Genomic DNA, 25,254 nt, shown 5'->3' with positions numbered 1-25,254 from the left:
GGCTTGTCACCCCGGCCCGGCAGGGGCTTGTCAGCCGGGCTCGGCAGGAGCTTGTCACCCCGGCCCGGCAGGGGCTTGTCAGCCGGGCTCGGCAGGAGCTTGTCACCCCGGCCCGGCAGGGGCTTGTCAGCCCTTGTCCAGGTAGCGCTCCCGATCGGCGTCCAGCAGGGCGTCCAGGGTCGTCCGCAGCTCCGGGTAGCGCTCCAGCTCCGGGTCCTCGGCGACCACCGCGACGGCTTCCTCGCGGGCCGCCGCGATGATCTCCTCGTCGTCGATGACGGCGAGCATCCGCAGGGACGAGCGCACCCCGGACTGGGCCTGGCCGAGGACGTCGCCCTCGCGGCGCTGCTCCAGGTCGATACGGGACAGCTCGAAGCCGTCCAGGGTGGCCGCGACCGCGCCGAGCCTGGCCCGCGCCGGGCTCGCCTCGGGCATGTCCGTGACCAGCAGGCAGAGCCCGGGGGCCGAGCCACGGCCGACCCGGCCGCGCAGCTGGTGCAGCTGGCTGACGCCGAACCGGTCCGCGTCCATGATCACCATCGCGGTCGCGTTCGGCACGTTCACCCCGACCTCGATGACCGTCGTCGCGACCAGGACGTCCACCTCGCCCGCGGCGAAGCGGCGCATCACGGAGTCCTTGTCGTCGGGCTGCATCCGGCCGTGCAGGATCTCGATCCGCAGACCGGCCAGGGGGCCTTGGGCCAGGTGGGCGGCGACCTCCACCACCGCCAGCGGCGGACGCTTGCCGTCCTCCTCGGCGGCCTTGTCGGCGGCCTTCCCCGAGGGCTTCCCGCCGGACGCCTTCTTCTTCTTGGGCTCGTCCTCGTCGTCCCCGATCCGCGGGCACACGACATACGCCTGGTGGCCCTTGCCGACCTCCTCGCGCACCCGCTCCCACGCGCGCACCAGGAAGTGCGGCTTGTCCTCGGCCGGGACGACATGGCTCGCGATCGGCAGCCGCCCGGCGGGCAACTGGTCCAGGACCGACGTCTCCAGGTCGCCGAAGACCGTCATGGCGACCGTGCGGGGAATGGGGGTGGCCGTCATCACCAGCAGGTGCGGGGGCCGCTTGCCCTTGGAGCGCAGGGCGTCGCGCTGCTCGACCCCGAAGCGGTGCTGCTCGTCCACCACGACCAGGCCGAGGTCGTGGAACTTCACCTTGTCCTCGATCAGCGCGTGCGTGCCGATCACGATCCCGGCCTCGCCGGTGACCAGGTCGAGCAGCGCCTGGCGCCGGGCCGCCATGCCCATGGAGCCGGTGAGCAGCACGACCTTCGTCGCCTTCTCGGCGCCGCCGAGCATTCCGCCCTGGGCCAGCTCGCCCATCATTTCCGTGATCGACCGGTGGTGCTGCTGGGCAAGGACCTCGGTCGGGGCGAGCATCGCGGCCTGCCCGCCCGCGTCCACGACGGTGAGCATCGCGCGCAACGCGACCAAGGTCTTTCCCGAGCCGACTTCTCCCTGGAGCAACCGGTGCATGGGGTGTTCGGTGGCGAGGTCGGCGAAGATCTCGGCGGTGACCTTGAGCTGGCCGTCGGTGAGGGTGAAGGGCAGGCCCGCGTCGAGGGCGTCCAGCAGGCCGCCGGGGACCGGTTTCCGCGCCACGGCGGGCAGTTGGGCGTCGGCGCGGCGGCGCCGGGCGAGCGCGACCTGGAGGACGAACGCCTCGTCCCACTTGAGCCGCTCGCGCGCGTCCGCGATGTCCGCGCGGGTCTCGGGCCGGTGGACCTTGAGCAACGCCTCGGGCAGGGAGGCGAAGCCGCGTCCTTCGCGGAGCGCGGGCGGCAGCGGGTCCAGGGCCTCGGCGGCCCGGGGCAGGACCGCGTCGACCGCCTTGGTGATCTTCCAGGACTCAAGGCCCTTGCAGGCGGGGTAGATCGGGATGAGCCTGCCCGCGAACGCGTCGACCGCGTCCTCGCCGCTTTCGGTGCCGAGCGCCACGTACGTCGGATGGGCCAGCTGGAGCTTGCGGTTGAACACCGACACCTTGCCCGCGAACATGCCCCGGCTGCCGGGCGGCAGGTCCTTGTGCGGCTTGTGGATGCCCCGGCCGAAGAAGACCAGCTGGAGCCGGCCGCTGCCGTCGGTCAGGGTGATCTCCAGGCGCTGCCCCGAGCCGCCGCCGTACCGCACGATCCGTGAGTCGGCGACCTGGGCGACCACCGTCACGTCCTCCTCCAGCGGCAGGTCGGCGAGCTTGGTCAGCTGGCCGCGCTCCTCGTACCGCCGGGGGTAGTGGTGCAGCAGGTCGCCGACCGTGTGCAGGTCGAGCTGCTCGGCCATCACCTTCGCGGTGGCGGGGCCGAGTGTCTTCGTGAGGGATTCATCCAGCGCTGACACACGATCCATTGATCCATTGCACACCACGGCACTGACAGAGAGCTACTCCACGCCGATGAGGAGGGGCGCGGACTGCCGCCCGCCCCGGTAGACGACCGTGTCGACCGCGAGGTGCCCTTCCCGTACGTGGGCTTCCAGGCGGTCGGCGAGGGCGTCGGGCACGTCCTCGCCGAGGACCAGTGTCACCAGCTCGCCGCCCGCGAGGAGCATCCGGGTGAGCACTGCCTCGGCGGTGGCGGCGAGATCGGCGCCGATGACCGCCACGTCACCCTCGATCAGGCCCAGCACGTCCCCGGCCTGGCAGATGCCCGCCATGGTCCAGGACTGCCGTTCCGCGACGGCCAGTTCGGCGTAGCGGGTGGCGCCGGCCGCGGAGGTCATCGCCACGACGTCCTCGTCGAAGCGGCGCTCGGGCTGGTGGACGGCGAGGGCGGCGATGCCCTGGACGGCGGCCCGGGTGGGGATGAGGGCGACCCGTACCCCTTCCGCGCGTGCCTGTTCGGCCGCCGCGGCGGCGGTGTGGCGCAGGGCCGCGTCGTTGGGCAGCAGCACCACCTCGCGGGCGTGCGCGCGCCGGATCGCCTCGACCAGCTCGCCGCTGGCGGGCGGCTCCCCGGGGCGCGCGAGCACGGTCGTCGCGCCGGCCTCCGCGCAGAGCCCGGCGAGACCCTCGCCGGGGACGACGGCGACCACGGCCCGCTGGACCTGCTCCGGGGCCCGTTCCGCCGCGCCGAAGTGGGTGATCCTGATGCGGTACGGGCGTCCCGCCTCGACCCCGGCCTCCACGGCGGCGCCGGCGTCGTCCACGTGGATGTGCACGTTCCACAGCCCGTCCCCCCCGACGACGACCAGGGAGTCGCCCAGCCGGTCGAGCCGGGCGCGCAGCCGGGTCACGGCGTCGTCGCCGGCCTCCAGCAGGTAGATCACCTCGAACGCGGGGCCTTCGTCGGCCTTGCAGGACCCGAAGGCCCCGGGTCCGTCAGGCCCGTCGCCGGGCGTGAGGATCACGGCCGGTTCCCCGGGCCGCCGGGGCGCGGCGGTGAAGGCCGCGGGCGCCTCCCCCGAGAGGGCCTGGACGAGGGCGCCCAGGACGGCGAGGAGTCCCCGGCCCCCGGCGTCCACCACACCGGCGCGGTCGAGGACGGCGAGCTGGCCGGGGGTGGCGTCGAGGGCCGTACGGGCCCCGGCGTGGGCGGCGCGCGCGACGGCGGCCGTACCGCCCCGGGCCTGCTCGGCGGCGTCCGCCGCCGCCGAGGCCACGCTGAGGATCGTGCCCTCGACGGGATGCGCGACGGCCTCCCGGGCGAGCCCGGCGGCCCGGCGCAGCGCCCGCGCGAGGTGACTCCCGTCACCGGCCCCGTCACCGGCCCGGTCACCGGCCCGGTCACCGGCCCTGTCACTGACCCCGTCGGCCCCGCGCGTCTCCCGCGTGCCGTCCGTCAGCACCTCCGTCAGCACGTCCGCCATGCCCCGCAGCAACTGCGCCAGGATCGTCCCCGAGTTGCCCCGGGCCCCGATCAGCGCGCCGTGCGCCATGGCCCGTACGGCATCCCCCGCCCCGGGCACGGACCCACCGGTCTCGTGTGCGGCGAACACCGCCTCGACGGCCTGCGCCGCGGACTCCACGGTCAGGTAGAGGTTGGTGCCGGTGTCGCCGTCCGCGACCGGGTAGACATTGGTCGCGTCGATCTCCTCGCGCTCCCGCCCGAGGGCCTCCAGGGCCAGTGAGCACCAGCTCCGCACCGCTGCGGCGTCGAGGGTCTGCGGCACCGGGTGGTCCTCCTTGGGCGGCCTTCACGGCCTGGGCTGGCGGGCTGGACGCAGGGTAACCCCCGGGGCCGCGCGCCCCCTGAGCGGGAAGGGACCGGGAAGGGGGCCGGACAGGTCATGGTAGTTTCGTTGTACCGAGGCAGCCGTTGTATGCTGCTCCGGTTGCCCGACGAGAGTCGGGCCATTCCCCCGGCAAGGCCACATCAACTAGTTGATTCGGGCACGTCGGATTTCTCTGTACGTACATCTGAAGTCTTTGGAGTGACCCGTGGCTGCCAACTGCGACGTCTGCGGCAAGGGGCCGGGCTTCGGCAACAGCATTTCCCACTCGCACCGCCGTACGTCCCGTCGCTGGAACCCGAACATCCAGCGCGTGCGTGCCGTGGTCGGTCGGACGCCGAAGCGGCTCAATGTCTGCACATCGTGCATCAAGGCCGGCAAGGTCTCGCGCTGACGCCTGCGTCGTAGCGCAGCCCCTGCGGTTGCCTTGAAAAGCCGGTCCACCTCGGTGGGCCGGCTTTTTGCCGTCCTCACCTGCTTTCACAGCCCCCGGCGGAAGCGCCACGCGTGGTCGACCGGACCGATGCCGCCGCCCAGCGGGAAGCCGTGCGCGATCGCGCCGGTCACGTACTCCTTGGCCGCGACCACGGCCTCCACCACCCCCTGCCCGTTCGCCAGCCCGGCGGCTATCGCGGAGGCGAGCGTGCAGCCCGTCCCGTGCGTGTGGCGGTTGGTGTGGCGCGGGGCGCGCAGCCAGTGTTCCTCGGTGCCGTCGGTGAGCAGGTCGACGGCGTCGCCCGGCAGGTGACCGCCCTTGATGAGCGCCCAGCGGGGCCCGAAGTCCAGGACGGCGTCCGCCGCACGGCGCATGGACCCTTCGTCCGTGACCTGTACGCCGGTGAGCTGGGCCACCTCGTCCAGATTGGGGGTGGCGACGGTGGCGGCGGGCAGCAGTTTTGTACGCACACCGTCCAGCGCGGAGTCGGCGAGCAGCGGATCCCCGTGCTTGGAGACCCCGACCGGGTCCACGACCGCCGGGGCGTCCGTCCCCGTGAGCAGTTCCGCGACGGCCCCGACCAGTTCGGCCGAGGCGAGCATGCCGGTCTTCACGGCCTGGACGCCGATGTCGCCGGCCACGCTGCGGTACTGGGCCCGTACCGCCTCCACCGGCAGCTCCCAGGCCCCCTGGACCCCGAGGGAGTTCTGGGCCGTGACGGCGGTGAGCACGCTCATGCCGTGCACCCCGAACGCCAGCATCGTCTTGAGATCCGCCTGGATGCCCGCGCCGCCGCCGGAGTCGGAACCGGCGACGGTGAGGACACGGGCGGGCACAAACGGGAGAGAGGGGCTCACACGACCGAATCTACCGCGCGTCCTCGATGTCCCCGAAGTGGTCCCAGCCGCCCTTGCTCGTCCAGGGTGCCCCGTCCACCGTCACCTGCGGCAGCGCCGACGGGTTGAGAACCTCGCCGATCACCTTCCAGCGGGCGGGGAGCTTCACGTCCGGCGGGAAGGCCGCCACGATCGCGTGGTCCTCTCCCCCGGTCAGCACCCACTGGAGCGGGTCGATCCCGACCGCCTGGCCGATGTCGTGCATCTGCTGGGGGATGTCGACCAGTCCGGACCGCAGGTCGATCCTGACCTTGCTGGCGTCCGCGATGTGCCCGAGGTCCGCGACCAGTCCGTCACTGACGTCGGTCATGGCGGTGGCGCCGAGTCCGGCCGCCGCGGGGCCCGCGTGGTACGGCGGTTCGGGCCTGCGGTGGGCCTCCACGAAGGCGCGGGGCGAGCGGAAGCCGCGGGAGAGCACCGCGTGCCCGGCGGCCGACCACCCCAACCAGCCGGTGTACGCGACCACATCACCGGGCCGCGCGCCCGACCTGACCACCGGGTCGTGGCCCCGCAGGTCGCCGAGGGCCGTGATGGCCAGGGTGATGGTGTCGCCGCGTACGACGTCACCGCCGACCACGGCCGCGCCCGCGACCTGGCACTCGTCGCGGATGCCGTCCATCAGCTCGGTGGGCCAGGTGACCGGGAGTTCGGCCGGGACGACCAGGCCGAGCAGCAGCGCGGTGGGTACGGCGCCCATCGCGGCGATGTCGGCGAGGTTCTGCGCGGCGGCCTTGCGGCCGACGTCGTACGCCGTGGACCAGTCGCGGCGGAAGTGCCGGCCCTCCAGCAGAATGTCCGTACTCGCCACGACCCTGCGGTCGGGCGCGGCCACGACCGCGGCGTCGTCGCCAGGACCGAGCCGGACCGCCGGGGTGGTGGTCAGCCGGGAGGTGAGCTCCCTGATGAGGCCGAACTCCCCCAACTCGCCCACGGTTCCCTTCACCGAGACTCCCCTCTCATCGCCGGCCGCGCCTGCGGTCGCGGGCCGTCACTGCTGTCGGTACCGTCAAGAGACACGTCAACTTATGTTTTCCGTACGCCACCCGGGGGCGCCATCGGGCCCCCGGGTCTCCCCGTGGCCCGCGACGACGCGATACCGTGGCGTCTCTTTCCCCCCACATGATCCTCGTGGCCGCCCTGGAGGTTCCGTGGTACAGGCGTACATCCTTATCCAGACCGAGGTGGGCAAGGCGACAACCGTCGCCGAGACCATCGCCAAGCTCACAGGAGTGATACAGGCCGAGGACGTGACCGGCCCCTACGACGTCATCGTCCGCGCCCAGGCGGACACCGTCGACGAGCTGGGCCGCATGGTGGTCGCCAAGGTCCAGCAAGTGGACGGCATCACCCGCACCCTGACCTGCCCCGTCGTTCACCTGTAGCCCCCGTCTACGCTTGGCCGGTGACCGTTACCCGCCGCCGGCTCTTCCGCCGCAGGCTATCCGGCCGTCCGCTGCTGTGCCTGCCCGCCGTCGCCCTGCTCCTGGCCGCGGCGGGCTGCTCGTCCACGGACGAGGGCTCTCCGGTCACCGTTCCCCGTCCCTCCGCCGAGGCGGCGAAGCTGTGCGGGGCTCTGCACCGGGCACTGCCGAAGACGCTCGGGGGGCTGGACCGGGACGATCCCCGGCCGCGTTCCGAACTGACCGCCGGGTGGGGGGACGACGCGATCGTACTGCGCTGCGGTGTCCCCCGCCCCGCGGAGATGGACGATCCTCGGGCGAACGCGGTGGACGCCGACGGCGTCAACTGGATGCTGGAGCAGCTCGGCTCGGGGGCGCGCTTCACGACCACGTACCGCGAGGCGTATGTGGAGGTCACCATGGGCCCGCGCTTCGCCAACGACGCGACACCCCTGGCCGCGCTGGCCGCGCCGGTGGCGAGGACGATCCCGAGCAGTCTCTGAGGGGTACGGCCCCGGCCCCGGCGGGACCCCGCGAGCGCGGCCTCCCGGAGGGGCGGAGGCCGCGGCGGGACCTCAGCGCAGGCCGGTGGGGCGGCGCAGGGCCGCCTGGATCAGCAGGTCGACCAGTTCCGGGTAGCTGACGCCGGTCTCCTGCCACATGCGCGGGTACATCGAGATCGGGGTGAAGCCCGGCATCGTGTTGATCTCGTTGATGACAAACCCCCCGTCCTCGGTGAGGAAGAAGTCCGCGCGGACCAGGCCCTCGCAGGACGCCGCCTCGAACGCCTCGACCGCGAGCCGCCGCACCTCGGCGGTCTGCTCCTCGGTGAGCGGCGCGGGCACCAGCCCGGCGGCGGAGTCGATGTACTTGGCCTCGAAGTCGTAGAAGTCGTGGGCGGTGACGGGCGGGATCTCGGCGGGCACGCTCGCGCGCGGGCCGTCCTCGAACTCCAGCACCCCGCACTCGATCTCACGTCCGCGCAGCAGCGACTCCACCAGGATCTTGGGGTCGTGGCGCTGGGCCTCGGCGATCGCGTCGTCCAGGCCGGAGAGGTCGTCGACCTTGGTGATGCCCATGGAGGAGCCGGCGCGCGCGGGCTTCACGAAGAGCGGCCAGCCGTGTTCGGCGGCGAAGTCCACGATCTTCTTGCGGGCGGCGGCGCCCTTGGCGCCCTCGGGGCCCTGCTCCCACTCGCGGGGGCGGATCACCACGTACGGGCCGACGGGCAGCCCGAAGGAGGTGAACACCCGCTTCATGTACTCCTTGTCCTGGCCGACGGCCGAGGCGAGGACACCCGCGCCGACGTACGGGACGCCGGAGAGCTCCAGCAGGCCCTGGAGCGTGCCGTCCTCCCCGTACGGACCGTGCAGCACCGGGAAGACGACGTCGACCTCGCCCAGCACCTTGGGCACGGAGCCCGGCTCGCTGTAGACGACCTCGCGGTTGGCCGGGTCCACGGAGAGGACCACCCCGCCGTCCAGCGATTCGGCGACGGTCTCGACGCTCGGCAGGACGCGGTCGGTGATGGCCATCCGCTCGGGGGCGTCCGCGGTGAGGGCCCAGCGGCCGTCCGTGGTGATGCCGATGGGCAGGACGTCGTACTTCGTACGGTCGATGGCGCGCAGGACGGCGCCGGCCGTGACCACCGAAATGCCGTGCTCGGAGCTACGGCCGCCGAAGACGACCGCCACGCGCGGCTTACGGAGCTGCCGCTCAGGGCTCTGGGAGGAGTTCTCGCTGCTCATATCGCGATGAGCGTACCCGGTGGACAGTGCCTCGTCAGCGGCCGACTCGGTGGCGTGCCGGCCCGGTGGCGTGCGGCTCGGCGGCGTGCGGGCTCAGTGGCGTTCCGCCTTGGCGCTGCGCGACATCAGTTCCTTGAGCGCGACCAGCGGCGGCTTGCCGTTGTGGACGATGTCGACGACGGTCTCGGTGAGGGGCATGTCCACGCCGTGACGCCGGGCCAGATCCAGCACGGACTCGCACGACTTGACGCCCTCGGCGGTCTGCCGGGTGACCGCGATGGTCTCCTGGAGGGTCATCCCGCGGCCGAGGTTGGTGCCGAAGGTGTGGTTGCGGGAGAGCGGCGAGGAGCAGGTGGCGATCAGGTCGCCCATGCCGGCCAGGCCGGAGAACGTCTGCGGATCGGCGCCCATGGTCAGTCCGAGGCGGGTGGTCTCGGCGAGGCCGCGGGTCATCAGCGAGGCCTTGGTGTTGTCGCCGAGGCCCATGCCGTCGGCGATGCCGACGGCGAGCCCGATCACGTTCTTGACGGCGCCGCCCAGTTCGCAGCCGACGACGTCGGTGTTGGTGTAGGGGCGGAAGTACGGGGTGTGGCAGGCGGACTGGAGGCGCTGGGCGACGGCCTCGTCCCGGCACGCGACGACGGCCGCGGCGGGCATCCGGTCGGCGATCTCCTTGGCGAGGTTGGGTCCGGTGATCACCGCGACGCGCTCGGCGGGCGCCTTGGCGACCTCTTCGATGACCTCGCTCATCCGCTTGGCCGTGCCCAGTTCGATGCCCTTCATCAGGGACACGAGCACCGTGTCGGAGGGCAGGACGGGAGCCCAGCGGGCCAGATTCTCGCGCAGGGTCTGGGAAGGCACGGTCAGGACGGTGAACTCGGCGCCGTACGCGGCCTCCGCCGGATCCGTCGTGGCCCGTACGCCCTCGGGCAGTTCGAGGCCCGGCAGGTAGTCGGGGTTGGTGCGGGTGGTGTTGATGGCCTCGGCGACCTCGGGACGGCGGGCCCAGAGGGTCACCTCGCACCCCGCGTCGGCGAGGATCATGGCGAACGCCGTGCCCCACGAACCCGCTGAGAAAACGGCGACCCGCGTCACTTCGACCCCTCTTCCGCTTCTGCGGCCTTGCGCCGCTGTTCCGCCCTGGCCCTGCGGGGGTCGTACAACTCCGCGGGCACCGGTTCCCCGCGTACCTCCGCGAGCAGCTCCGTGATCGCGGCCATGATGACCTCGGTCGCCGCGCGCAGCACCTCGGGGGTGGGCTCCTGGCCCTCGAACCGCGAGAGGTCGACGGCGGGGCCCGCGAGGACCTTCAGCGTCTTGCGCGGGAAGAGCCGTACGGGCCGGTCCTTGGCGTACGGCGGGAGCGCGAGGTGGGAGCCCCACTGGGCGACGGGGATGACCGGGGCCTTGGTGAGCAGGGCGACGCGGGCCGCGCCGCTCTTGCCCGCCATGGGCCACAGGTCGGGGTCGCGGGTGAGAGTGCCCTCGGGGTAGAAGACAACACATTCGCCCTGCTCGATCGCGTCGACGGCGGCCTGGAACGCGTCCAGGGCGTTGGTGCTCTCGCGGTAGACGGGGATCTGGCCGGTGCCGCGGAGCATCATGCCGACGAAGGAGCCCCTGAAGAGCGCGGCCTTCGCCAGGAATCGCGGGACGCGGCCGGTGTTGTACTGGAAGTGACCGTACGACAGAGGATCGAGATACGAATTGTGGTTGACCGCGGTGATGAATCCGCCGTCGGCCGGAATGTGCTCCATGCCCTGCCAGTCCCGCTTGAACAGAACGATCAGCGGCGGTTTTGCGATGACGGCCGCCAGGCGGTACCAGAAGCCGATTCTGCGGCGGGACACTCGTGACACCTTCCTCCTCGGGAGCCGAATCGCGATCCGGCGGGCCGGGGCCACGTCTCGCCCCGGGGTCGTGCGCTGTCGAGAACACCGTACGCCCCGGCCCGGGGAGCGGGCCTGCGAGCCGGACACGGCCGGGCAACAATAGGGGGCCGGTACACACAGGTACCCACCCCGCACGTACCGAGGGAGAGTTCGCCACGGACACCGACCCGACCGCCCGCTGGTCCCTGGTCGTCCCGCTCAAGCCGCTCAGGCTGGCCAAGAGCAGGCTCGCCGGGGCCATGGGCGGTGCTCTGCGCCCACGGCTGGCCCTGGCGTTCGCCCAGGACACGGTGGCCGCCGCGCTGGCCTGTCCCGCGGTACGGGACGTCGTGGTGGTCACGGACGATCCCACGGCGGGGGCGGAGCTGGCCGCGCTGGGGGCGCGCGTCGTGCCGGACGCGCCGGCCGCCGGTCTCAACGCGGCGCTGGCGCACGGGGCCGGGGTCGCGCGGGCCGCGGATCCGCGCGCGCCGGTGGCCGCGCTCAACGCGGATCTGCCCGCGCTGCGGCCCGCGGAGCTGGCCCGGGTGCTGGGCGCCGCGCGTGCTTTTCCGCGGGCCTTTCTCGCGGACGCCGCCGGAATCGGCACCACTTTGCTGGCGGCGGCCCCGGGCGCGGAATTGAATCCGGCTTTCGGCGGTCCTTCCCGGGCCCGGCATTTGTCGTCGGGCGCGGTGGAAATTCTCCTGACCGGGGTGGATTCGGTACGGCGGGACGTCGACACGGGCGCGGACCTGCTGGTGGCGGCGGCGCTGGGGCTCGGCCCTCGGACGGCCGCGCGGTACGCCGACCGCTACGCTGCGGGCATGCAGGCGACCGCTTACACGTACGAGTCAGAGACCCGCAGCGGGAGTGTGCTGCTGGACGACGGCACCCCGGTGGAGTTCGACGCCCCGGCCTTCGACGCGGGCGGCCTGCGGCTGCTGCGGCCGGGCCAGCGGGTACGGATCGAGACCGAGGGCGAGGGCCCCTCCCGGCGCATCACGCTGGTGACGCTCCAGACCTTCTGAGGACCTGGCGCACGGTCCCGCACCAACGCCGCGGGCCGGGCTCCCCGAGGGGAGCCCGGCCCGGCGCGTGAGTCGCCCTGTTGTCGCTTACTTCCCCCTGGCGGCGGTCTTCTTCGCGGTGGTGGTGCGGGACGCGGCCTTCCTCGCCGGCGCCTTCTTGGCGGTCGCCTTCTTGGCCGGCGCGGTCTTCTTCGCGGTGGCCTTCTTGGCGGTGGTCTTCGCCGCCGACGACGTGGTCTTCTTCGCCGTGGTCTTCTTGGCGGCGCTGGTCTTCTTCGCGGCGGTCTTCTTGGCGACCGTCCGCTTGGCCGCCGTCTTGGCGGTCGTGGCCTTCTTGGCGGTGGCCTTCTTGGCCGCGGCCTTCACCGTCGTACGGGTGGAAGCACCGCCCGAGAGGCTGCCCTTGGGGGCCTTCTTGACGGCCACGTCGTTCTTGGGGAGCTTCTTCGAGCCGCTGACCAGGTCCTTGAAGCCCTGACCCGCGCGGAAGCGCGGCACCGAGGTCTTCTTGACCCGGACCCGCTCACCCGTCTGCGGGTTACGCGCGTAACGCGCCGGGCGGTCGACCTTCTCGAACGAACCGAAGCCGGTGACCGAGACCCGGTCGCCTGCGACGACCGCACGGACGATCGCGTCGAGTACCGCGTCGACCGAGTCCGCGGCCTGCTGGCGGCCGCCGACCTTGTCCGCAATCGCTTCTACGAGCTGCGCCTTGTTCACGTCTTCCCCTTCGGAGACATTGCCAGAACGAAAGTGTTCAAGCTTTTTCGCACGTTAGGCAGATATATACCGCAAATCAAACACGAAACGGGCTAATCACCCTAGTGCCGCAACGAAGTCGGCCCGGCGGAGTTCCGCAGAGGTCAGTCGCCTTCCGGAAATCGACCCTCGTCGAGGTCCTTCGTCAAGCGGTCCAGACGCCTTGCCGCATCCGGGAGATCGTGCTTCGCCGCAGCCGTGATGACCAGCAGCTTCCGGGTGAGCGCCATGCGTACGCCCTCCGGGACTTGCAGTCCACGCACCTTCGCGTGTGCCTCTTTCAGTTGTTCGGCGACCAACCCGTAAAGCTTGAGTTGGTTGTCGCGTTCCATGCACCGATTGTGCCATCTGGGGCGAGTTGTCGCCCGACGGGGGCTCAACAAGCAACTGCACCCCCTGCCGGGAGGCAGGGGGTGCAGGAGGGGAAAAGCGCTGATCAGGCGGTAATGGTGCGTGGTTTGAAGGACGGCCTGGAGGCCTCGTAGGAGGCGATGTCGCCTTCGTTCTGAAGGGTGAGGCTGATGTCGTCGAGCCCGTTCAGCAAACGCCAGCGGGCGTTCTCGTCAAGGTCGAAATCAGCCGTCAGCACTGCTCCATCGGGGGAGCCGGCCCGCACCTGGCGCCGCTCCAGGTCCACGGTGACCTCGGCCGTGGGGTCCTTCTCCACGATCTCCTGGAGGGCGTCCACGACGGACTGCTCCAGAACCACGGTCAGCAGACCGTTCTTGAGCGAGTTGCCCCGGAAGATGTCGGCGAACCGGGACGAGACGACGGCCTTGAAACCGTAGTTCTGGAGGGCCCAGACGGCGTGTTCGCGGGAGGATCCGGTGCCGAAGTCGGGTCCGGCGACCAGGACGGTGGCCCCGGCGTACTCGGGCCGGTTGAGCACGAACTCCGGATCCTTGCGCCAGGCCTCGAAGAGCCCGTCCTCGAACCCGTCCCTGGTGACCTTCTTGAGCCAGTGGGCGGGGATGATCTGGTCGGTGTCCACGTTGCCGCGGCGCAGCGGCACGGCACGGCCGGTGTGGGTGGTGAAGGCTTCCATGGTTATCGCGCTCCAGCGGGCGTACGGGCGGCGTCGGCGTCGGACAGGTCGGCGGGCGAGGCCAGATGGCCCAGTACGGCCGTGGCGGCGGCGACCTGCGGGGAGACCAGGTGCGTACGGCCGCCCTTGCCCTGCCTGCCCTCGAAGTTGCGGTTGGAGGTGGACGCGGAGCGCTCGCCGGGCGCGAGTTGGTCGGGGTTCATGCCCAGGCACATCGAGCAGCCCGCGTGCCGCCATTCGGCCCCCGCGCCGGTGAAGACCTTGTCCAGTCCCTCGGCGACGGCCTGGAGCGCGACCCGTACGGACCCGGGGACGACCAGCATCCGTACGCCGTCCGCGACTTTGTGACCCTCCAGGATCGAGGCCGCCGAGCGCAGGTCTTCGATACGTCCGTTGGTGCACGAACCTACGAAGACGGTGTCGACCTTGATGTCGCGCAGCGCCTGTCCGGCGGTCAACCCCATGTACTCCAGGGCCCTTTCGGCGGCGTGGCGCTCCGAAGCGTCCTCGTACGAAGCCGGGTCGGGGACGTGCGAGGTGAGCGGCGCGCCCTGGCCGGGGTTGGTGCCCCAGGTGACGAACGGGGCCAGTTCGGCGGCCTCGATGACGACCTCGGCGTCGAAGACGGCGTCGTCGTCGGTGCGCAGGGTGCGCCAGTACGCGACGGCGGCGTCCCAGTCGGCGCCCTCGGGGGCGTGGTCGCGGCCCTTGAGGTAGTCGAAGGTGGTGGCGTCGGGGGCGATCATGCCCGCCCTGGCGCCGGCCTCGATCGACATGTTGCAGATGGTCATCCGGGCCTCCATCGAGAGTTTCTCGATGGCGGAGCCCCGGTATTCGAGGATGTAGCCCTGGCCGCCGCCGGTGCCGATTTTGGCGATGATGGCGAGGATCAGGTCCTTGGCGGTGACCTCGGGGGGCAGTTCGCCCTCGACGGTGATGGCCATGGTCTTGGGGCGGGCCAGCGGCAGGGTCTGGGTGGCGAGGACGTGCTCGACCTGGCTGGTGCCGATGCCGAACGCGAGCGCGCCGAACGCGCCGTGCGTGGAGGTGTGGCTGTCGCCGCAGACCACGGTGGTACCGGGCTGGGTGAGCCCCAGCTGCGGGCCCACGACGTGGACGACGCCCTGCTCGACGTCGCCGAGCGGGTGCAGCCGTACGCCGAAGTCCGCGCAGTTCTTGCGGAGCGTCTCCAACTGGACGCGCGAGACGGGGTCCGCGATCGGCTTGTCGATGTCGATGGTGGGGGTGTTGTGGTCCTCGGTAGCGATGGTGAGGTCGAGTCGCCTGACCTGCCGGCCGCCGAGACGGAGGCCGTCGAAGGCCTGGGGGCTGGTCACCTCGTGCAGCAGGTGCAGATCGATGTAGAGGAGGTCGGGCTCGCCCTCCGCCCGCCGGACGACATGATCGTCCCAGACCTTCTCCGCGAGTGTCCTACCCATCGCTTTCCCTCCGGCCGGCGGAGCGCCGGCACTTTTCGAGACGTGGGCCCGCGTCCGTACCCCTTCGTGCCGGACGCCGGCGGGGACCCGTGGTCCGCGGGCCTGTCCCTACAGGTTGGCAAATACCCTGGGAAAAGGAACTTGCGTTTCACAGAGTGAGACGCGAGTATCGTTGCATGGACAACTCTAGCGGCGTCGGCGTTCTCGACAAGGCTGCTCTCGTACTGAGCGCCCTGGAGTCCGGTCCGGCCACCCTCGCCGGGCTGGTCGCGGCGACCGGGCTCGCTCGACCCACGGCCCACCGGCTGGCCGTGGCTCTGGAACACCACCGGATGGTGGCGAGGGACATGCAGGGCCGGTTCATCCTGGGCCCGCGGCTGGCGGAGCTGGCGGCGGCGGCCGGCGAGGACCGTCTGCTGGCGACGGCGGGACCGGTGCTGACGCACTTGCGGGACGTGACGGGCGAGAGCGCGCAGCTCTACCGGCGCCAGGGGGACATGCGGATCTGTGTGGCCGCCGCCGAGCGGCTGTCGGGGCTGCGGGACACGGTCCCGGTCGGCTCGACGCTCACGATGAAGGCGGGCTCCTCGGCCCAGATCCTGATGGCGTGGGAGGAGCCGGAGCGCCTGCACCGGGGTCTCCAGGGCGCCCGCTTCACGGCGACGGCGCTCTCCGGGGTACGGCGCAGGGGCTGGGCCCAGTCGATCGGCGAGCGCGAGCCCGGGGTGGCGTCGGTGTCGGCGCCGGTCCGGGGTCCGTCGAACCGGGTGGTCGCGGCGGTCTCGGTGTCGGGGCCCATCGAGCGGCTCACCCGCCACCCGGGCCGGATGCACGCCCAGGCCGTGATCGACGCGGCGGGCCGGCTGAGCGAGGCGCTGCGCCGTACGAGCTGAGCAGCTGGGGAGCTGGGATACGGAAAAGGCCCTCCCCACCGGGGAGGGCCTTCCGCGTATCCACGTACCCCCGACCGGATTCGAACCGGCGCTACTGCCGTGAGAGGGCAGCGTGCTAGGCCGCTACACAACGGGGGCGAGGACCAAGAGGTCCAGCTGGGCTACCAGGACTCGAACCTAGAACAACGGAACCAGAAACCGTCGTGTTGCCAATTACACCATAGCCCATGGTGATTTACGTCTTACCGTACCCCCGACCGGATTCGAACCGGCGCTACTGCCGTGAGAGGGCAGCGTGCTAGGCCGCTACACAACGGGGGCCTTAGCGATCCAGCGTCGACGCGTCCGGGTGCGACCCGAAAGCGTCGGAGAGAAGGATCTGTACCCCCGACCGGATTCGAACCGGCGCTACTGCCGTGAGAGGGCAGCGTGCTAGGCCGCTACACAACGGGGGCGTTGCAGAATGGTGTCTGCGCTGGGCTACCAGGACTCGAACCTAGACTAACGGAACCAGAAACCGTCGTGCTGCCAATTACACCATAGCCCACCAAAACTCAACCCCCTTACGGGGGTTTGCTTGGCTTGCGTCTCCTGGTCGGACCTTTCGGCCTTCCCGGGCGGCGCAGGAAGAACATTACCCGACAGCGGGCAGCGCTCCAAAACGAGTATCAGCGCCCGGGGGGCCGGGGAGCCGGACGGGCCCGAAAGCCCGTCCGGCGATCCGAGGGCATGGCCTGCCCACGGCCTACGCCGTCAGCTTGGCCAGTGCCACGTCGATCCGCGCCAGCGTCCGCTCGCGGCCCAGCAGCTCCAGTGATTCGAAGAGCGGCAGCCCGACCGTGCGGCCCGTGACCGCGACGCGCACCGGCGCCTGGGCCTTGCCCAGCTTGAGGCCGTGCTCCTCGCCGGCCGCCAGGACCGCGTTCTTGAGCGCCTCGGCGTTCCACTCCGACGCGGCGATGTTCGTACGGGCGGTCGCCAGCAGCGCGTCCGCGCCCGGCTTCATCGCCTTCTCCCAGGACGCCTGGTCCTCCGCCGGCTCGTCCAGGAAGAGGAAGTCGACGTTGGCCGTGATGTCCGAGAGGACCGTGAGCCGGGTCTGGGCCAGCGGCGCCAGCTCCTCGAAGGCCGCCGCGTCGAAGGACTCCGGGGCCCACGGCGCGTGCGGCGCGCGCAGCCAGGGACCGCAGGCCTCGGTGAACGTCTTCACGTCCAGCTGCCTGATGTGGTCCGCGTTGACCGCCTCGGCCTTCTTGAGGTCGAAGCGCGCCGGGTTGGCGTTGACGTCCGCGATGTCGAACGCGGCGACCATCTCGTCCATGGAGAAGATGTCGCGGTCCGGGGCGAGCGACCAGCCCAGCAGCGAGAGGTAGTTGAGCAGCCCCTCGGGGAGGAAGCCGCGCTCGCGGTAGAGGTTGAGGGAGGCCTGCGGGTCGCGCTTGGAGAGCTTCTTGTTGCCCTCCCCCATCACGTACGGGAGGTGTCCGAACGCCGGGACGCCCTTCGCCACGCCCAGCTCGATCAGCGCCCGGTAGAGCGCGATCTGGCGCGGGGTGGAGGACAGCAGGTCCTCGCCGCGCAGGACGTGCGTGATGTCCATCAGCGCGTCGTCGATCGGGTTGACGAGCGTGTAGAGAGGGGCGCCGTTGGCACGGACGATGCCGTAGTCCGGGACGTTCTCCGGGGTGAAGGTCAGCTCGCCGCGGACCAGGTCCGTGAAGGTGATCGGCTCGTCGGGCATCCGGAAGCGGACGATGTGCGTACGGCCCTCGGCCTCGTACGCCGCCTTCCGCTCCGCGCTCAGGTCCCGGCAGTGGCCGTCGTACCCGGACGGCCTGCCCGCCGCGCGGGCCGCCGCGCGGCGCTCGTCCAGCTCCTCGGTGGTGCAGTAGCAGGGGTACGCGTTCCCCGCGGCCAGCAGCTTCTCCGCGATGTCGCGGTAGAGGTCCATGCGCTGCGACTGGCGGTACGGCGCGTGCGGGCCGCCCACCTCCGGGCCCTCGTCCCAGTCGAGCCCGAGCCAGCGCAGCGAGTCGAGCAGCGCCTCGTACGACTCCTCGGAGTCGCGCGCCGCGTCGGTGTCCTCGATGCGCAGGACCAGGGTGCCGCCGGTGTGGCGGGCGTAGGCCCAGTTGAAGAGGGCGGTGCGGACCAGGCCCACGTGCGGGTTGCCGGTCGGCGAGGGACAGAAACGTACACGGACGGGGCCGTTAACCACGCTTGATCACCCTGTTGGTGAGAGTGCCGATGCCTTCGATGGAGACGGCGACCTCGTCGCCGACGCTGAGGGGGCCGACCCCGGCGGGGGTGCCCGTGAGGATGACGTCTCCGGGGAGCAGTGTCATGGCCTCGGTGATGTGGACGATCAGGTCCTCGATGGAGCGGACCATCTCGCTCGTACGGCCGAGCTGGCGCTGCTCGCCGTTGACCGTGCACTGGATCGTGAGGTCCGAGGGGTCCAGTTCGGTCTCCACCCAGGGGCCGAGCGGGCACGAGGTGTCGAAGCCCTTGGCGCGGGCCCACTGCTTCTCGGTCTTCTGCGTGTCCCGGGCGGTGACGTCGTTGGCGCAGGTGTAGCCGAAGATGACGTCCTTGACGCGCTCGCGCGGGACCTCACGGCACAACCGGCCGATCACGACGGCCAGTTCGGCCTCGTAGTGCACGTCGTTCGAGAAGGAGGGGTATTCGATGGCGTCACCTGAGCCGATCACCGAGGTGGTGGGCTTGAAGAACGCCACCGGCACCTCGGGAACCTCGTTGCCGAGCTCCGCCGCGTGCTCCGCGTAGTTGCGGCCGATGGCCACGACCTTGTTGGGGAGCACCGGCGGCAGGAGCCGCACCTTGCTCAGCGGCACCTTGGTGCCGGAGAGCTCGAAGTCGGTGTACGGAATGCCCCTGATGATGTCGAGGACGAGGCCGGCGGGGTCGCCGCCGTCGCCCTCGACCGCGCCGAAGGCGACATTGCCGTCGATGGAGAATCTGGCGATGCGCACGGGTGCTGTCGCCCCTCACTGTCACTTGCTGGCCTGCTGGAGACTGACACTCCAGGCTAGCCGGTGCGGGGTGGCGCGCTCGCGTGCGACCGCCGGGGGCCGCCCGGTCCCGCCGGGGGCCGGGGCCGTACCCCTTACTGGGCGGGCTCGGTCTACTGGGCGGGCTCGGCGTCGGGAACCTTGTGGGGGGCCGGAGCGTCCATCAAAATCGTACGGCGCGGGTTGGCCGTGCGGTTCGGCAGAGTGACGGGATGTTCCGGGCGCTCCGTGGGTACCAGTCCCGTGGCGTCCTTCAGGTGCGCCAGCGTGGTGCGCCGGGGATTGGCGGTGTTGCGGAACAGCATCGTCGTCTTCATCTGTGTGTCAGACCCTGTCGCGTGTTCGGGGCGCCGGAGCGCCGGTTGTCGGACGTGCCGTCCTTGTAAAACGTCAGGCTAAACACGCGATTCCCCGGCGGAGCGGGGATCCCTTCGCGATCTCCATGTGAGTTTGCTCACGACGGGGCGGGCATTCGAGGCATTCCGGGCGGGGTCTCAAGATCACCGAAACGGACATTGCGCTACTGAACGTTGCATTCCGCTCCTGATCATCAGGACTGGGACACCCCCCACCCGTAAGCAGCCTGTCAGCAATCGCCCCCTTTCCTCCATGAACTCTTTCTACGGCTTGTGACATGGTGCTCACTCGGTGTCATACAGGTCACAGCCCGGTACGCGGCCCTTGTTGGAGATCCTGCACTGTGCTGGAATTCCCCCCACCGCCGCGGGTTTCAAGCCGGCGCGCAGGGGCGCATCGCAGCGCCGCGTGGCGGTGGGGAAGGGGTAAAGCGCCGGTCACTCAAGACCACCATGGGGAGCGTTCTGCGCCCCACGACGCCGACACCGTCCTGCCGTTTCGCGGTGGGACGCCTGGTCCAGAGGTTGCGACGCTAGTGCAGGGACGTTTCAAGAGGGATAGCAGCGCTGCGGCGGAGCAGGAGCCCCGCAGCGGAACCGACCGCGGTGCCTCGCCCCAGCACACCCAGAACCCGGGCCAGGCACCGACGGGCGAGAGCGGCCCGCGGGCCGCACGCCCCGGGGCGGCTCCGGGCGGCGACGGCAAGACGGCCGCGCCGAAACCCGTGGGGCCGACCGACGCCGGCTCACGAATACTTCTGCGCAACTGGCGCATCAGTACCCGCCTGGTCGCTCTGCTGACCCTCCCGGTGGTCGCGGCGACCACCCTGGGCGGGCTGCGGATCAACGAGTCGTTGAACGAGATCCAGCAGCTGGAGCACATGCAGCTGCTGACGAAGATGACCAAGGAAGCGACCAACCTCGCGGCTCAACTCCAGGCCGAGCGGGACGAGTCGGCGGGTCCGCTCACCAACGGCGCGACCGCGTCGGACTTCAAGGTTCAGGACCGCCGTACGAAGACGGACCGGGCGAAGAAGGCCTTCCTCGACGCCACCGTCGACATCGGCAACACCGACGGCGACCAGGCGCTGGAGTCCATCCGCTCCAACGTCAACCAGATCGCCACGCAGGTCAACCAGATCAACAAGATCCGCCAGGGCGCCTACCAGTCCAAGGGTGCCGACTCCCTCACCGTCGACGCCTACAGCGGACTGATCGAGTCCCTGCTGAGCCTCTCGCAGGACATGGCGCAGGCGACCAGCAACCCGGACATGATCAAGCGGACCCGCGCGCTGGCCGCGTTCTCGTCCGCCAAGGAGTACGCCTCCATCCAGCGGGCCATCATCGCCGCCGCGCTCCCCGCCGACCCGAAGAAGGACGGCACGCTGAGCGAGAACGACCGTCTCTACGGTCAGAACGCGCTCACCAAGGAGAAGAACTCCCTCACGTCCTTCAACTCGCTGTACGAGTCGATGGGCGGCAACGCCGAAGAGCTGACCGCACCGCTCAACGGCCAGGGAAACCCCGAGATCCAGGCCGCCGAGAAGTACGCGGACCGGGTCCTCGGACAGCAGGACGGCCTGAAGAACGAGCCCCACCGCTCGTACCTGGACTGGACCGACCAGGCCTCGACCCGTATCAACGCGATGAAGACCATCGAGGCCACGCTGCTGGGCGAGATGGAGGGCAAGGCCCGCGAACTGCGCGACCAGGCCCAGCGCGACGCGTACATCAACGCCGCGCTGATCCTGCTCGTCCTCGGGGTCTCGCTCGTCGGCGCCTTCGTGGTGGCCCGCGCGATGATCCGCTCGCTGCGCCGGCTCCAGGACACGGCCACCAGGGTCGCCCAGGACCGCCTGCCCGAGCTGGTCAAGGCGCTCTCCGAGTCGGACCCGCAGGACGTCGACACTTCCGTCGAGTCAGTCGGTGTGCACTCCAGGGACGAGATCGGCCAGGTCGCCGCGGCCTTCGACGACGTGCACCGCGAGGCCGTCCGCCTCGCCGCCGAGCAGGCCCTCCTGCGAGGCAACGTCAACGCGATGTTCACCAACCTCTCGCGCCGCAGCCAGGGCCTCATCCAGCGCCAGCTCTCGCTCATCTCCGAGCTGGAGTCGCGCGAGGCCGACCCGGACCAGCTGTCCTCGCTGTTCAAGCTGGACCACCTCGCGACCCGTATGCGCCGTAACGGTGAGAACCTCCTCGTCCTCGCGGGTGAGGAGCCTGGCCGTCGCTGGACCCGCCCCGTGCCCCTGGTCGACGTGCTCCGCGCCGCCGCCTCCGAGGTGGAGCAGTACGAGCGCATCGAACTGTCCTCGGTCCCCGCGACCGAGGTCGCGGGACGCGTCGTCAACGACCTCGTGCACCTGCTCGCCGAGCTGCTGGAGAACGCGACGTCGTTCTCCTCGCCGCAGACGAAGGTCCGCGTCACCGGTCACGCGCTGCCCGACGGCCGGGTGCTGGTCGAGATCCACGACACCGGCATCGGCCTCTCGCCCGAGGACCTCGCGGCGATCAACGAGCGGCTCGCGTCGCCGCCCACCGTGGACGTCTCGGTCTCGCGCCGCATGGGTCTGTTCGTGGTCGGCCGGCTGTCCCTGCGCCACGGCATCCGGATCCAGCTGCGCCCCTCCGACTCAGGCGGTACGACCGCGCTGGTCATGCTGCCGGTCGACGTCGCCCACGGCGGCAAGAAGGGCCCGGTCGGCAAGCCCGGGATGAACATCGGCGGCCAGAACCTCCAGAACGGCCAGGCCCCGGTGGCTGGCCGGCCGCCCGCGGGCCCCGGCCTCACCGCCGGTCCCGGCGGAGCGCCCGCCCCCGGTCTCACCGCGGGCCCCGGTTCGCCGCCGCCCGGCCGCATCGCCGCGGGCACCCCGCGCGGCCAGGTCGGCGCCGGTGCGAGCCCGCGCGCCGCACTGCCCGGCCGGGACGGCGGACAGGGTGGACCAGGCGGCCAGCAGGGCGGGAACGGAGCGCCGCAGAACCCGCAGCGCCAGGGCTCGGCCCAGACGGGCCAGACCGGTCAGAACAGTGTCTTCGGCGGCCAGAACGCGTTCGCGGGCCAGGGCCAGGGCCAGAACCCCGGCCAGGGCCAGGGCCGTAACGACGGTCCCGGCGCGCCCAACGGACCGCAGGGCCAGAACGGCTTCAGCGGCCACGCCCAGAACGCCTTCCAGCAGGGCGGCGTACCGGAGCGCAGCCGACAGCTGCCGCCTCCCGGTGGTCCGCGCGCCGAGCTGCCGGGCGGCAACCCGCAGCCGCAGAACCGCCAGCAGCGCCCCGAGACCACCAGCTGGGGCACCGGGCAGCAGCCCGCGCAGGACGCCCCGCGCGGTCACGAGGAGCACGAGAACACCGGCCAGTACGCGCGGCCCCAGGCCTCGCAGCAGGGTCCCGGCACCTCGGAGTTCCCCCGGCCCGACTTCGACGCGCCGCGTCCCGGGGCCGACAACGGCCAGCGGGGCGGGGGGCAGCAGCAAGGCCACCAAGATGCGGCTGCCACGGCCCAGTTCCCCCGGCCGGACTTCAACGCGCCCGCGCCGACCGGCTACCAGCCCGACCACAGCGCCCAGCAGGGCGGCTACCAGCAGGGTTACGGCAACGGCCAGCAGCAGAACTACGCCGCGCCGCCGAACTACGGCCAGCAGCAGGACTTCAACGCCCCGCGTCCCCCGGCTCCCTCTGCGGCGCCGGGTGCGCAGGGCCGCGGCCCCGGGCAGCTCGACCAGTACGGTCAGCCGCTCAACGGGCGGGGTGGCCAGGACGGACCGGGTTACGGCGCCCCGCGCCAGCCCAGCCTGCCGCCGCAGCCCCAGCACGAGGCACTGCCGCCGGCCGGTCCCGGCGACGGCCGTACCCCGCTGTTCGACAACCTGGAGACCAACTGGTTCCACGGTCAGCAGCCGGGCGGACAGCAGCAGCCGCCCCCGCCCCAGCAGCCCCCGGCGCCGGTCGCCCCGCAGCAGCAGGCTCCGGCCCCGCTGCCGCCGGCGCCCCGGCGTGACCCGATGCCGCAGCGTGAGCCCGGTGCCGGTCTGATGGGCGCGGGCGCGCCGAGCGGCAACGGTTTCGGCACCAACGGTGCCGGCTCGAACAGCCCGGCCACCAACGGCTCGGGGGCGAACGGCTCCAGTGCCACGTCCTCCTGGCGCACGTCACCCAACGACGAGCTGGTACGCCAGGCCGAACGGGTCAAAAAGCCCCAGGCGGGCGGTATCACCACTTCAGGTCTGCCCCGCCGGGTGCCGCGTGCCAACCTGGTGCCCGGTACCGCGCAGGAACAGAACAACCAGGCCGGTCCGCAGGTTTCGCGTGCGCCGGCAGACGTACGCGGCCGACTGACCAATCTACGCCGGGGTATTCAGCAGGGTCGTCAGGCGGGCACAGCCGGTCCGGCGAACAACAGCTTCAACCTCGGCCCCTCTCACCAGCAGGAGCGTTAGTTGAGTCCGATGAGTCAGGCCGCTCAGAATCTGAACTGGTTGATCACCAACTTCGTGGACAACACCCCTGGGGTGTCCCACACGGTGGTGGTCTCCGCGGACGGACTTCTGCTGGCCATGTCCGAGGGCTTCCCCCGCGACCGAGCCGACCAGCTCGCGGCCGTGGCGTCCGGGCTGACCTCGCTGACCGCGGGGGCGTCCCGGATCTTCGAAGGCGGCCCGGTCAACCAGACCGTGGTGGAGATGGAGCGCGGCTTCCTCTTCCTGATGTCCGTCTCCGACGGTTCCTCCCTGGCCGTGCTCGCCCACCCCGAGTGCGACATCGGTCTGGTGGGGTACGAGATGGCCCTCCTGGTCGACCGCGCCGGTACGGTCCTCACGCCGGACCTGCGCGCCGAGCTTCAAGGAAGTCTGTTGCACTGAGGCTTCGGCACCGCCGCCACCAGCTCCAACCCCGTCAGGCCGCCCAACCGGCCCCCCACCGGCCAAGTCAGACGGCACGCAGACATCTTGCTGTCACGCCCGGAGGATTCATGACCCCGCCACCCGCCTCTCACGATCCGTACGGCGCCTCAGTCGACGCGTCGTACGGACCTGAGGGCGATCAGCCGCTGGTACGCCCGTACGCCATGACCGGCGGACGGACCCGGCCGCGGTACCAGCTCGCCATCGAGGCGCTGGTCAGTACGACAGCAGACCCCGCTCATCTCGCCACCCTGCTCCCCGAGCACCAGCGGATCTGCCACCTCTGCCGTGAGGTCAAGTCGGTGGCTGAGGTGTCGGCCCTGCTGACGATGCCGCTCGGCGTCGCCCGGATCCTGGTGGCGGACCTGGCGGAAGCCGGCATGGTGGCCATCCACCAGCCGGGCAACGGAGAGGCCGGCGGCGCGCCGGATGTGACACTGCTCGAAAGGGTGCTCAGTGGACTTCGGAAGCTCTAGCGGCGGAGGAGCAGCCCGCTCAACCACCAGCGCGAAGATCGTGGTGGCGGGCGGCTTCGGCGTGGGCAAGACCACGTTCGTCGGCGCCGTCTCGGAGATCAACCCGCTGCGTACCGAAGCCGTCATGACCAGCGCGTCAGCCGGCATCGACGACCTCACCCACACCGGAGACAAGACCACCACCACCGTGGCCATGGACTTCGGCCGCATCACCCTCGACCAAGACCTCATCCTCTACCTCTTCGGCACCCCCGGACAGGACCGCTTCTGGTTCATGTGGGACGACCTCGTCCGCGGCGCCATCGGCGCCGTCGTCCTCGTCGACACCCGCCGCCTCGCCGACTGCTTCCCCGCCGTCGACTACTTCGAAAACTCAGGACTCCCCTTCGTCATCGCCCTCAACGGCTTCGACGGACACCAGCCCTACACCCCCGACGAAGTACGCGAAGCACTCCAGATCGGACCCGACACCCCCATCATCACCACCGACGCCCGCCACCGCGCCGACGCCAAAAGCGGCCTCATCACCCTCGTCGAACACGCACTCATGGCACGACTCAAGTAGACGGACGGCTACGGCAGTTGCTGTAGGCCGCGCAGGGTGCGGGCTGTGTCGTCCGACACGGCCCGCCTCGCCCTTCATAACGTTTAGACAGAGAATTGACGGGCTGCGGACACCCGACGCACTCAACTGGTATCACTGCGCTCACATCGCCACCCCTTTTTGTTCCCGCTCGGCCTTTATGCCCCTTTTATTTGAGGCGTGGATCACTCGGAACGGCTGATTCCCACTGT

22 protein-coding genes, 5 tRNA genes and 1 pseudogene are annotated in these 25,254 nt (G+C 71.0%); 9 read left to right on the top strand and 19 right to left on the bottom strand.

From position 1 onward, the window contains the following. Nucleotides 1-126: 126 nt before the first annotated feature. Nucleotides 127-2,349, bottom strand: coding sequence for an ATP-dependent DNA helicase RecG (gene recG, locus ACIO1C_RS28220; protein WP_401868409.1), 2,223 nt, complete (start codon nucleotides 2,347-2,349; stop codon nucleotides 127-129). 33 nt (nucleotides 2,350-2,382) lie between these two features. Then, nucleotides 2,383-4,110, bottom strand: coding sequence for a DAK2 domain-containing protein (locus ACIO1C_RS28215; protein ID WP_401868406.1), 1,728 nt, complete (start codon nucleotides 4,108-4,110; stop codon nucleotides 2,383-2,385). A gap of 268 nt (nucleotides 4,111-4,378) precedes the next feature. Here ACIO1C_RS28215 and rpmB point away from each other — a divergent pair, with 268 nt between their 5' ends. Continuing rightward, a complete protein-coding gene (rpmB, locus tag ACIO1C_RS28210; RefSeq protein WP_078877327.1) occupies nucleotides 4,379-4,564 on the top strand; it encodes a 50S ribosomal protein L28 in 186 nt (61 codons plus the stop codon). An 86-nt stretch (nucleotides 4,565-4,650) separates the two neighbouring features. Here rpmB and thiD read toward each other — a convergent pair whose 3' ends face one another. Both thiD and ACIO1C_RS28200 read right to left on the bottom strand, forming a co-directional pair. Beyond that, nucleotides 4,651-5,463 (bottom strand): bifunctional hydroxymethylpyrimidine kinase/phosphomethylpyrimidine kinase, encoded by an 813-nt coding sequence (gene thiD, locus ACIO1C_RS28205; RefSeq protein ID WP_401868403.1) that lies wholly within the window; start codon nucleotides 5,461-5,463, stop codon nucleotides 4,651-4,653. 10 nt (nucleotides 5,464-5,473) lie between these two features. Continuing rightward, the gene (locus ACIO1C_RS28200; RefSeq protein WP_401868400.1) at nucleotides 5,474-6,445 is read right to left on the bottom strand and encodes a thiamine-phosphate kinase; all 972 of its coding nucleotides are present in this window, start codon (nucleotides 6,443-6,445) and stop codon (nucleotides 5,474-5,476) included. Between the two features lie 205 nt (nucleotides 6,446-6,650). Here ACIO1C_RS28200 and ACIO1C_RS28195 point away from each other — a divergent pair, with 205 nt between their 5' ends. After that, nucleotides 6,651-6,884, top strand: coding sequence for an Lrp/AsnC ligand binding domain-containing protein (locus ACIO1C_RS28195; protein ID WP_161309489.1), 234 nt, complete (start codon nucleotides 6,651-6,653; stop codon nucleotides 6,882-6,884). 20 nt (nucleotides 6,885-6,904) lie between these two features. Next, the gene (locus ACIO1C_RS28190) at nucleotides 6,905-7,405 is read left to right on the top strand and encodes a DUF3515 domain-containing protein (RefSeq protein WP_401868396.1); all 501 of its coding nucleotides are present in this window, start codon (nucleotides 6,905-6,907) and stop codon (nucleotides 7,403-7,405) included. 72 nt (nucleotides 7,406-7,477) lie between these two features. Here ACIO1C_RS28190 and ACIO1C_RS28185 read toward each other — a convergent pair whose 3' ends face one another. From ACIO1C_RS28185 to ACIO1C_RS28175, 3 genes are all read right to left on the bottom strand, one after another. After that, entirely contained in the window at nucleotides 7,478-8,650 is a 1,173-nt protein-coding gene (locus ACIO1C_RS28185; protein WP_401868394.1) for a D-alanine--D-alanine ligase family protein, read from the bottom strand. 93 nt (nucleotides 8,651-8,743) lie between these two features. Continuing rightward, the gene (locus ACIO1C_RS28180) at nucleotides 8,744-9,745 is read right to left on the bottom strand and encodes an NAD(P)H-dependent glycerol-3-phosphate dehydrogenase (RefSeq protein WP_401868391.1); all 1,002 of its coding nucleotides are present in this window, start codon (nucleotides 9,743-9,745) and stop codon (nucleotides 8,744-8,746) included. Next, entirely contained in the window at nucleotides 9,742-10,500 is a 759-nt protein-coding gene (locus ACIO1C_RS28175) for a lysophospholipid acyltransferase family protein (RefSeq protein WP_401868389.1), read from the bottom strand. The genes ACIO1C_RS28180 and ACIO1C_RS28175 overlap by 4 nt, the downstream gene beginning before the upstream one ends. Nucleotides 10,501-10,727: 227 nt before the next feature. Here ACIO1C_RS28175 and cofC point away from each other — a divergent pair. After that, nucleotides 10,728-11,330 (top strand): annotated as a pseudogene (gene cofC, locus ACIO1C_RS28170) (2-phospho-L-lactate guanylyltransferase); the annotation flags it as partial. Between the two features lie 309 nt (nucleotides 11,331-11,639). On the opposite strand, the gene ACIO1C_RS28165 reads toward cofC, so the two are convergent. From ACIO1C_RS28165 to leuC, 4 genes are all read right to left on the bottom strand, one after another. Further along, nucleotides 11,640-12,272, bottom strand: coding sequence for an HU family DNA-binding protein (locus ACIO1C_RS28165; RefSeq protein ID WP_401868386.1), 633 nt, complete (start codon nucleotides 12,270-12,272; stop codon nucleotides 11,640-11,642). 143 nt (nucleotides 12,273-12,415) lie between these two features. Beyond that, the gene (locus ACIO1C_RS28160; RefSeq protein WP_161311048.1) at nucleotides 12,416-12,643 is read right to left on the bottom strand and encodes a hypothetical protein; all 228 of its coding nucleotides are present in this window, start codon (nucleotides 12,641-12,643) and stop codon (nucleotides 12,416-12,418) included. A 104-nt stretch (nucleotides 12,644-12,747) separates the two neighbouring features. Next, nucleotides 12,748-13,356, bottom strand: a complete 609-nt coding sequence (gene leuD, locus ACIO1C_RS28155; protein WP_401868383.1) for a 3-isopropylmalate dehydratase small subunit — start codon at nucleotides 13,354-13,356, stop codon at nucleotides 12,748-12,750. Between the two features lie 2 nt (nucleotides 13,357-13,358). Next, nucleotides 13,359-14,795, bottom strand: coding sequence for a 3-isopropylmalate dehydratase large subunit (gene leuC, locus ACIO1C_RS28150; RefSeq protein ID WP_401868380.1), 1,437 nt, complete (start codon nucleotides 14,793-14,795; stop codon nucleotides 13,359-13,361). A gap of 176 nt (nucleotides 14,796-14,971) precedes the next feature. Between leuC and ndgR the strand changes: the two genes are divergently transcribed. After that, entirely contained in the window at nucleotides 14,972-15,688 is a 717-nt protein-coding gene (ndgR, locus tag ACIO1C_RS28145; RefSeq protein WP_030361934.1) for an IclR family transcriptional regulator NdgR, read from the top strand. Nucleotides 15,689-15,753: 65 nt separating this feature from the next. On the opposite strand, the gene ACIO1C_RS28140 is transcribed toward ndgR, so the two are convergent. The 8 genes from ACIO1C_RS28140 to ACIO1C_RS28105 form a co-directional block, all read right to left on the bottom strand. Then, nucleotides 15,754-15,826, bottom strand: a tRNA-Glu gene (locus ACIO1C_RS28140). Between the two features lie 18 nt (nucleotides 15,827-15,844). Beyond that, nucleotides 15,845-15,916, bottom strand: a tRNA-Gln gene (locus ACIO1C_RS28135). A 20-nt stretch (nucleotides 15,917-15,936) separates the two neighbouring features. Then, nucleotides 15,937-16,009, bottom strand: a tRNA-Glu gene (locus tag ACIO1C_RS28130). A 61-nt stretch (nucleotides 16,010-16,070) separates the two neighbouring features. After that, nucleotides 16,071-16,143, bottom strand: a tRNA-Glu gene (locus ACIO1C_RS28125). Nucleotides 16,144-16,163: 20 nt separating this feature from the next. Continuing rightward, nucleotides 16,164-16,235, bottom strand: a tRNA-Gln gene (locus tag ACIO1C_RS28120). A 198-nt stretch (nucleotides 16,236-16,433) separates the two neighbouring features. After that, complete coding sequence (gene gltX / locus ACIO1C_RS28115; protein WP_401868377.1) at nucleotides 16,434-17,906, bottom strand: glutamate--tRNA ligase; 1,473 nt, start codon at nucleotides 17,904-17,906, stop codon at nucleotides 16,434-16,436. Continuing rightward, nucleotides 17,899-18,681, bottom strand: coding sequence for a fumarylacetoacetate hydrolase family protein (locus ACIO1C_RS28110; protein WP_401868375.1), 783 nt, complete (start codon nucleotides 18,679-18,681; stop codon nucleotides 17,899-17,901). The genes gltX and ACIO1C_RS28110 overlap by 8 nt, the downstream gene beginning before the upstream one ends. Before the next feature lie 152 nt (nucleotides 18,682-18,833). Continuing rightward, nucleotides 18,834-19,037 (bottom strand): hypothetical protein, encoded by a 204-nt coding sequence (locus tag ACIO1C_RS28105; protein WP_401868373.1) that lies wholly within the window; start codon nucleotides 19,035-19,037, stop codon nucleotides 18,834-18,836. Nucleotides 19,038-19,612: 575 nt separating this feature from the next. On the opposite strand from ACIO1C_RS28105, the gene ACIO1C_RS28100 reads away from it, so the two are divergent. From ACIO1C_RS28100 to ACIO1C_RS28085, 4 genes are all read left to right on the top strand, one after another. Further along, on the top strand, nucleotides 19,613-23,518 hold the full coding sequence (locus ACIO1C_RS28100) for a nitrate- and nitrite sensing domain-containing protein (protein WP_401868370.1): 3,906 nt from the start codon (nucleotides 19,613-19,615) through the stop codon (nucleotides 23,516-23,518). Nucleotides 23,519-23,527: 9 nt separating this feature from the next. Beyond that, a complete protein-coding gene (locus ACIO1C_RS28095) occupies nucleotides 23,528-23,941 on the top strand; it encodes a roadblock/LC7 domain-containing protein (protein ID WP_030351794.1) in 414 nt (137 codons plus the stop codon). Between the two features lie 110 nt (nucleotides 23,942-24,051). Further along, on the top strand, nucleotides 24,052-24,459 hold the full coding sequence (locus ACIO1C_RS28090) for a DUF742 domain-containing protein (RefSeq protein ID WP_167026559.1): 408 nt from the start codon (nucleotides 24,052-24,054) through the stop codon (nucleotides 24,457-24,459). Further along, a complete protein-coding gene (locus ACIO1C_RS28085; protein WP_167026562.1) occupies nucleotides 24,440-25,024 on the top strand; it encodes an ATP/GTP-binding protein in 585 nt (194 codons plus the stop codon). Before ACIO1C_RS28090 ends, ACIO1C_RS28085 begins: the two co-directional genes overlap by 20 nt. The last annotated feature ends 230 nt before the right edge of the window (nucleotides 25,025-25,254 follow it).

This window comes from Streptomyces sp. NPDC087420 (assembly GCF_044744165.1).
In the GTDB taxonomy this organism is placed as follows: Bacteria; Actinomycetota; Actinomycetes; order Streptomycetales; family Streptomycetaceae; genus Streptomyces.
The sequence above is the reverse complement of the archived record's forward strand: the minus strand, read 5'-3'. Positions and strand labels throughout refer to the sequence as shown.

What these genes read in the sequence shown, in the direction of transcription:
- ACIO1C_RS28090 (WP_167026559.1), top strand. Translation starts at nt 24,052, where the DNA reads ATGACCCCGCCACCCGCCTCTCACGATCCGTACGGCGCCTCAGTCGAC.
- recG (WP_401868409.1), bottom strand. Translation starts at nt 2,349, where the DNA reads ATGGATCGTGTGTCAGCGCTGGATGAATCCCTCACGAAGACACTCGGC.
- leuD (WP_401868383.1), bottom strand. Translation starts at nt 13,356, where the DNA reads ATGGAAGCCTTCACCACCCACACCGGCCGTGCCGTGCCGCTGCGCCGC.
- ACIO1C_RS28160 (WP_161311048.1), bottom strand. Translation starts at nt 12,643, where the DNA reads ATGGAACGCGACAACCAACTCAAGCTTTACGGGTTGGTCGCCGAACAA.
- ACIO1C_RS28095 (WP_030351794.1), top strand. Translation starts at nt 23,528, where the DNA reads ATGAGTCAGGCCGCTCAGAATCTGAACTGGTTGATCACCAACTTCGTG.
- ndgR (WP_030361934.1), top strand. Translation starts at nt 14,972, where the DNA reads ATGGACAACTCTAGCGGCGTCGGCGTTCTCGACAAGGCTGCTCTCGTA.
- ACIO1C_RS28185 (WP_401868394.1), bottom strand. Translation starts at nt 8,650, where the DNA reads ATGAGCAGCGAGAACTCCTCCCAGAGCCCTGAGCGGCAGCTCCGTAAG.
- ACIO1C_RS28105 (WP_401868373.1), bottom strand. Translation starts at nt 19,037, where the DNA reads ATGAAGACGACGATGCTGTTCCGCAACACCGCCAATCCCCGGCGCACC.
- leuC (WP_401868380.1), bottom strand. Translation starts at nt 14,795, where the DNA reads ATGGGTAGGACACTCGCGGAGAAGGTCTGGGACGATCATGTCGTCCGG.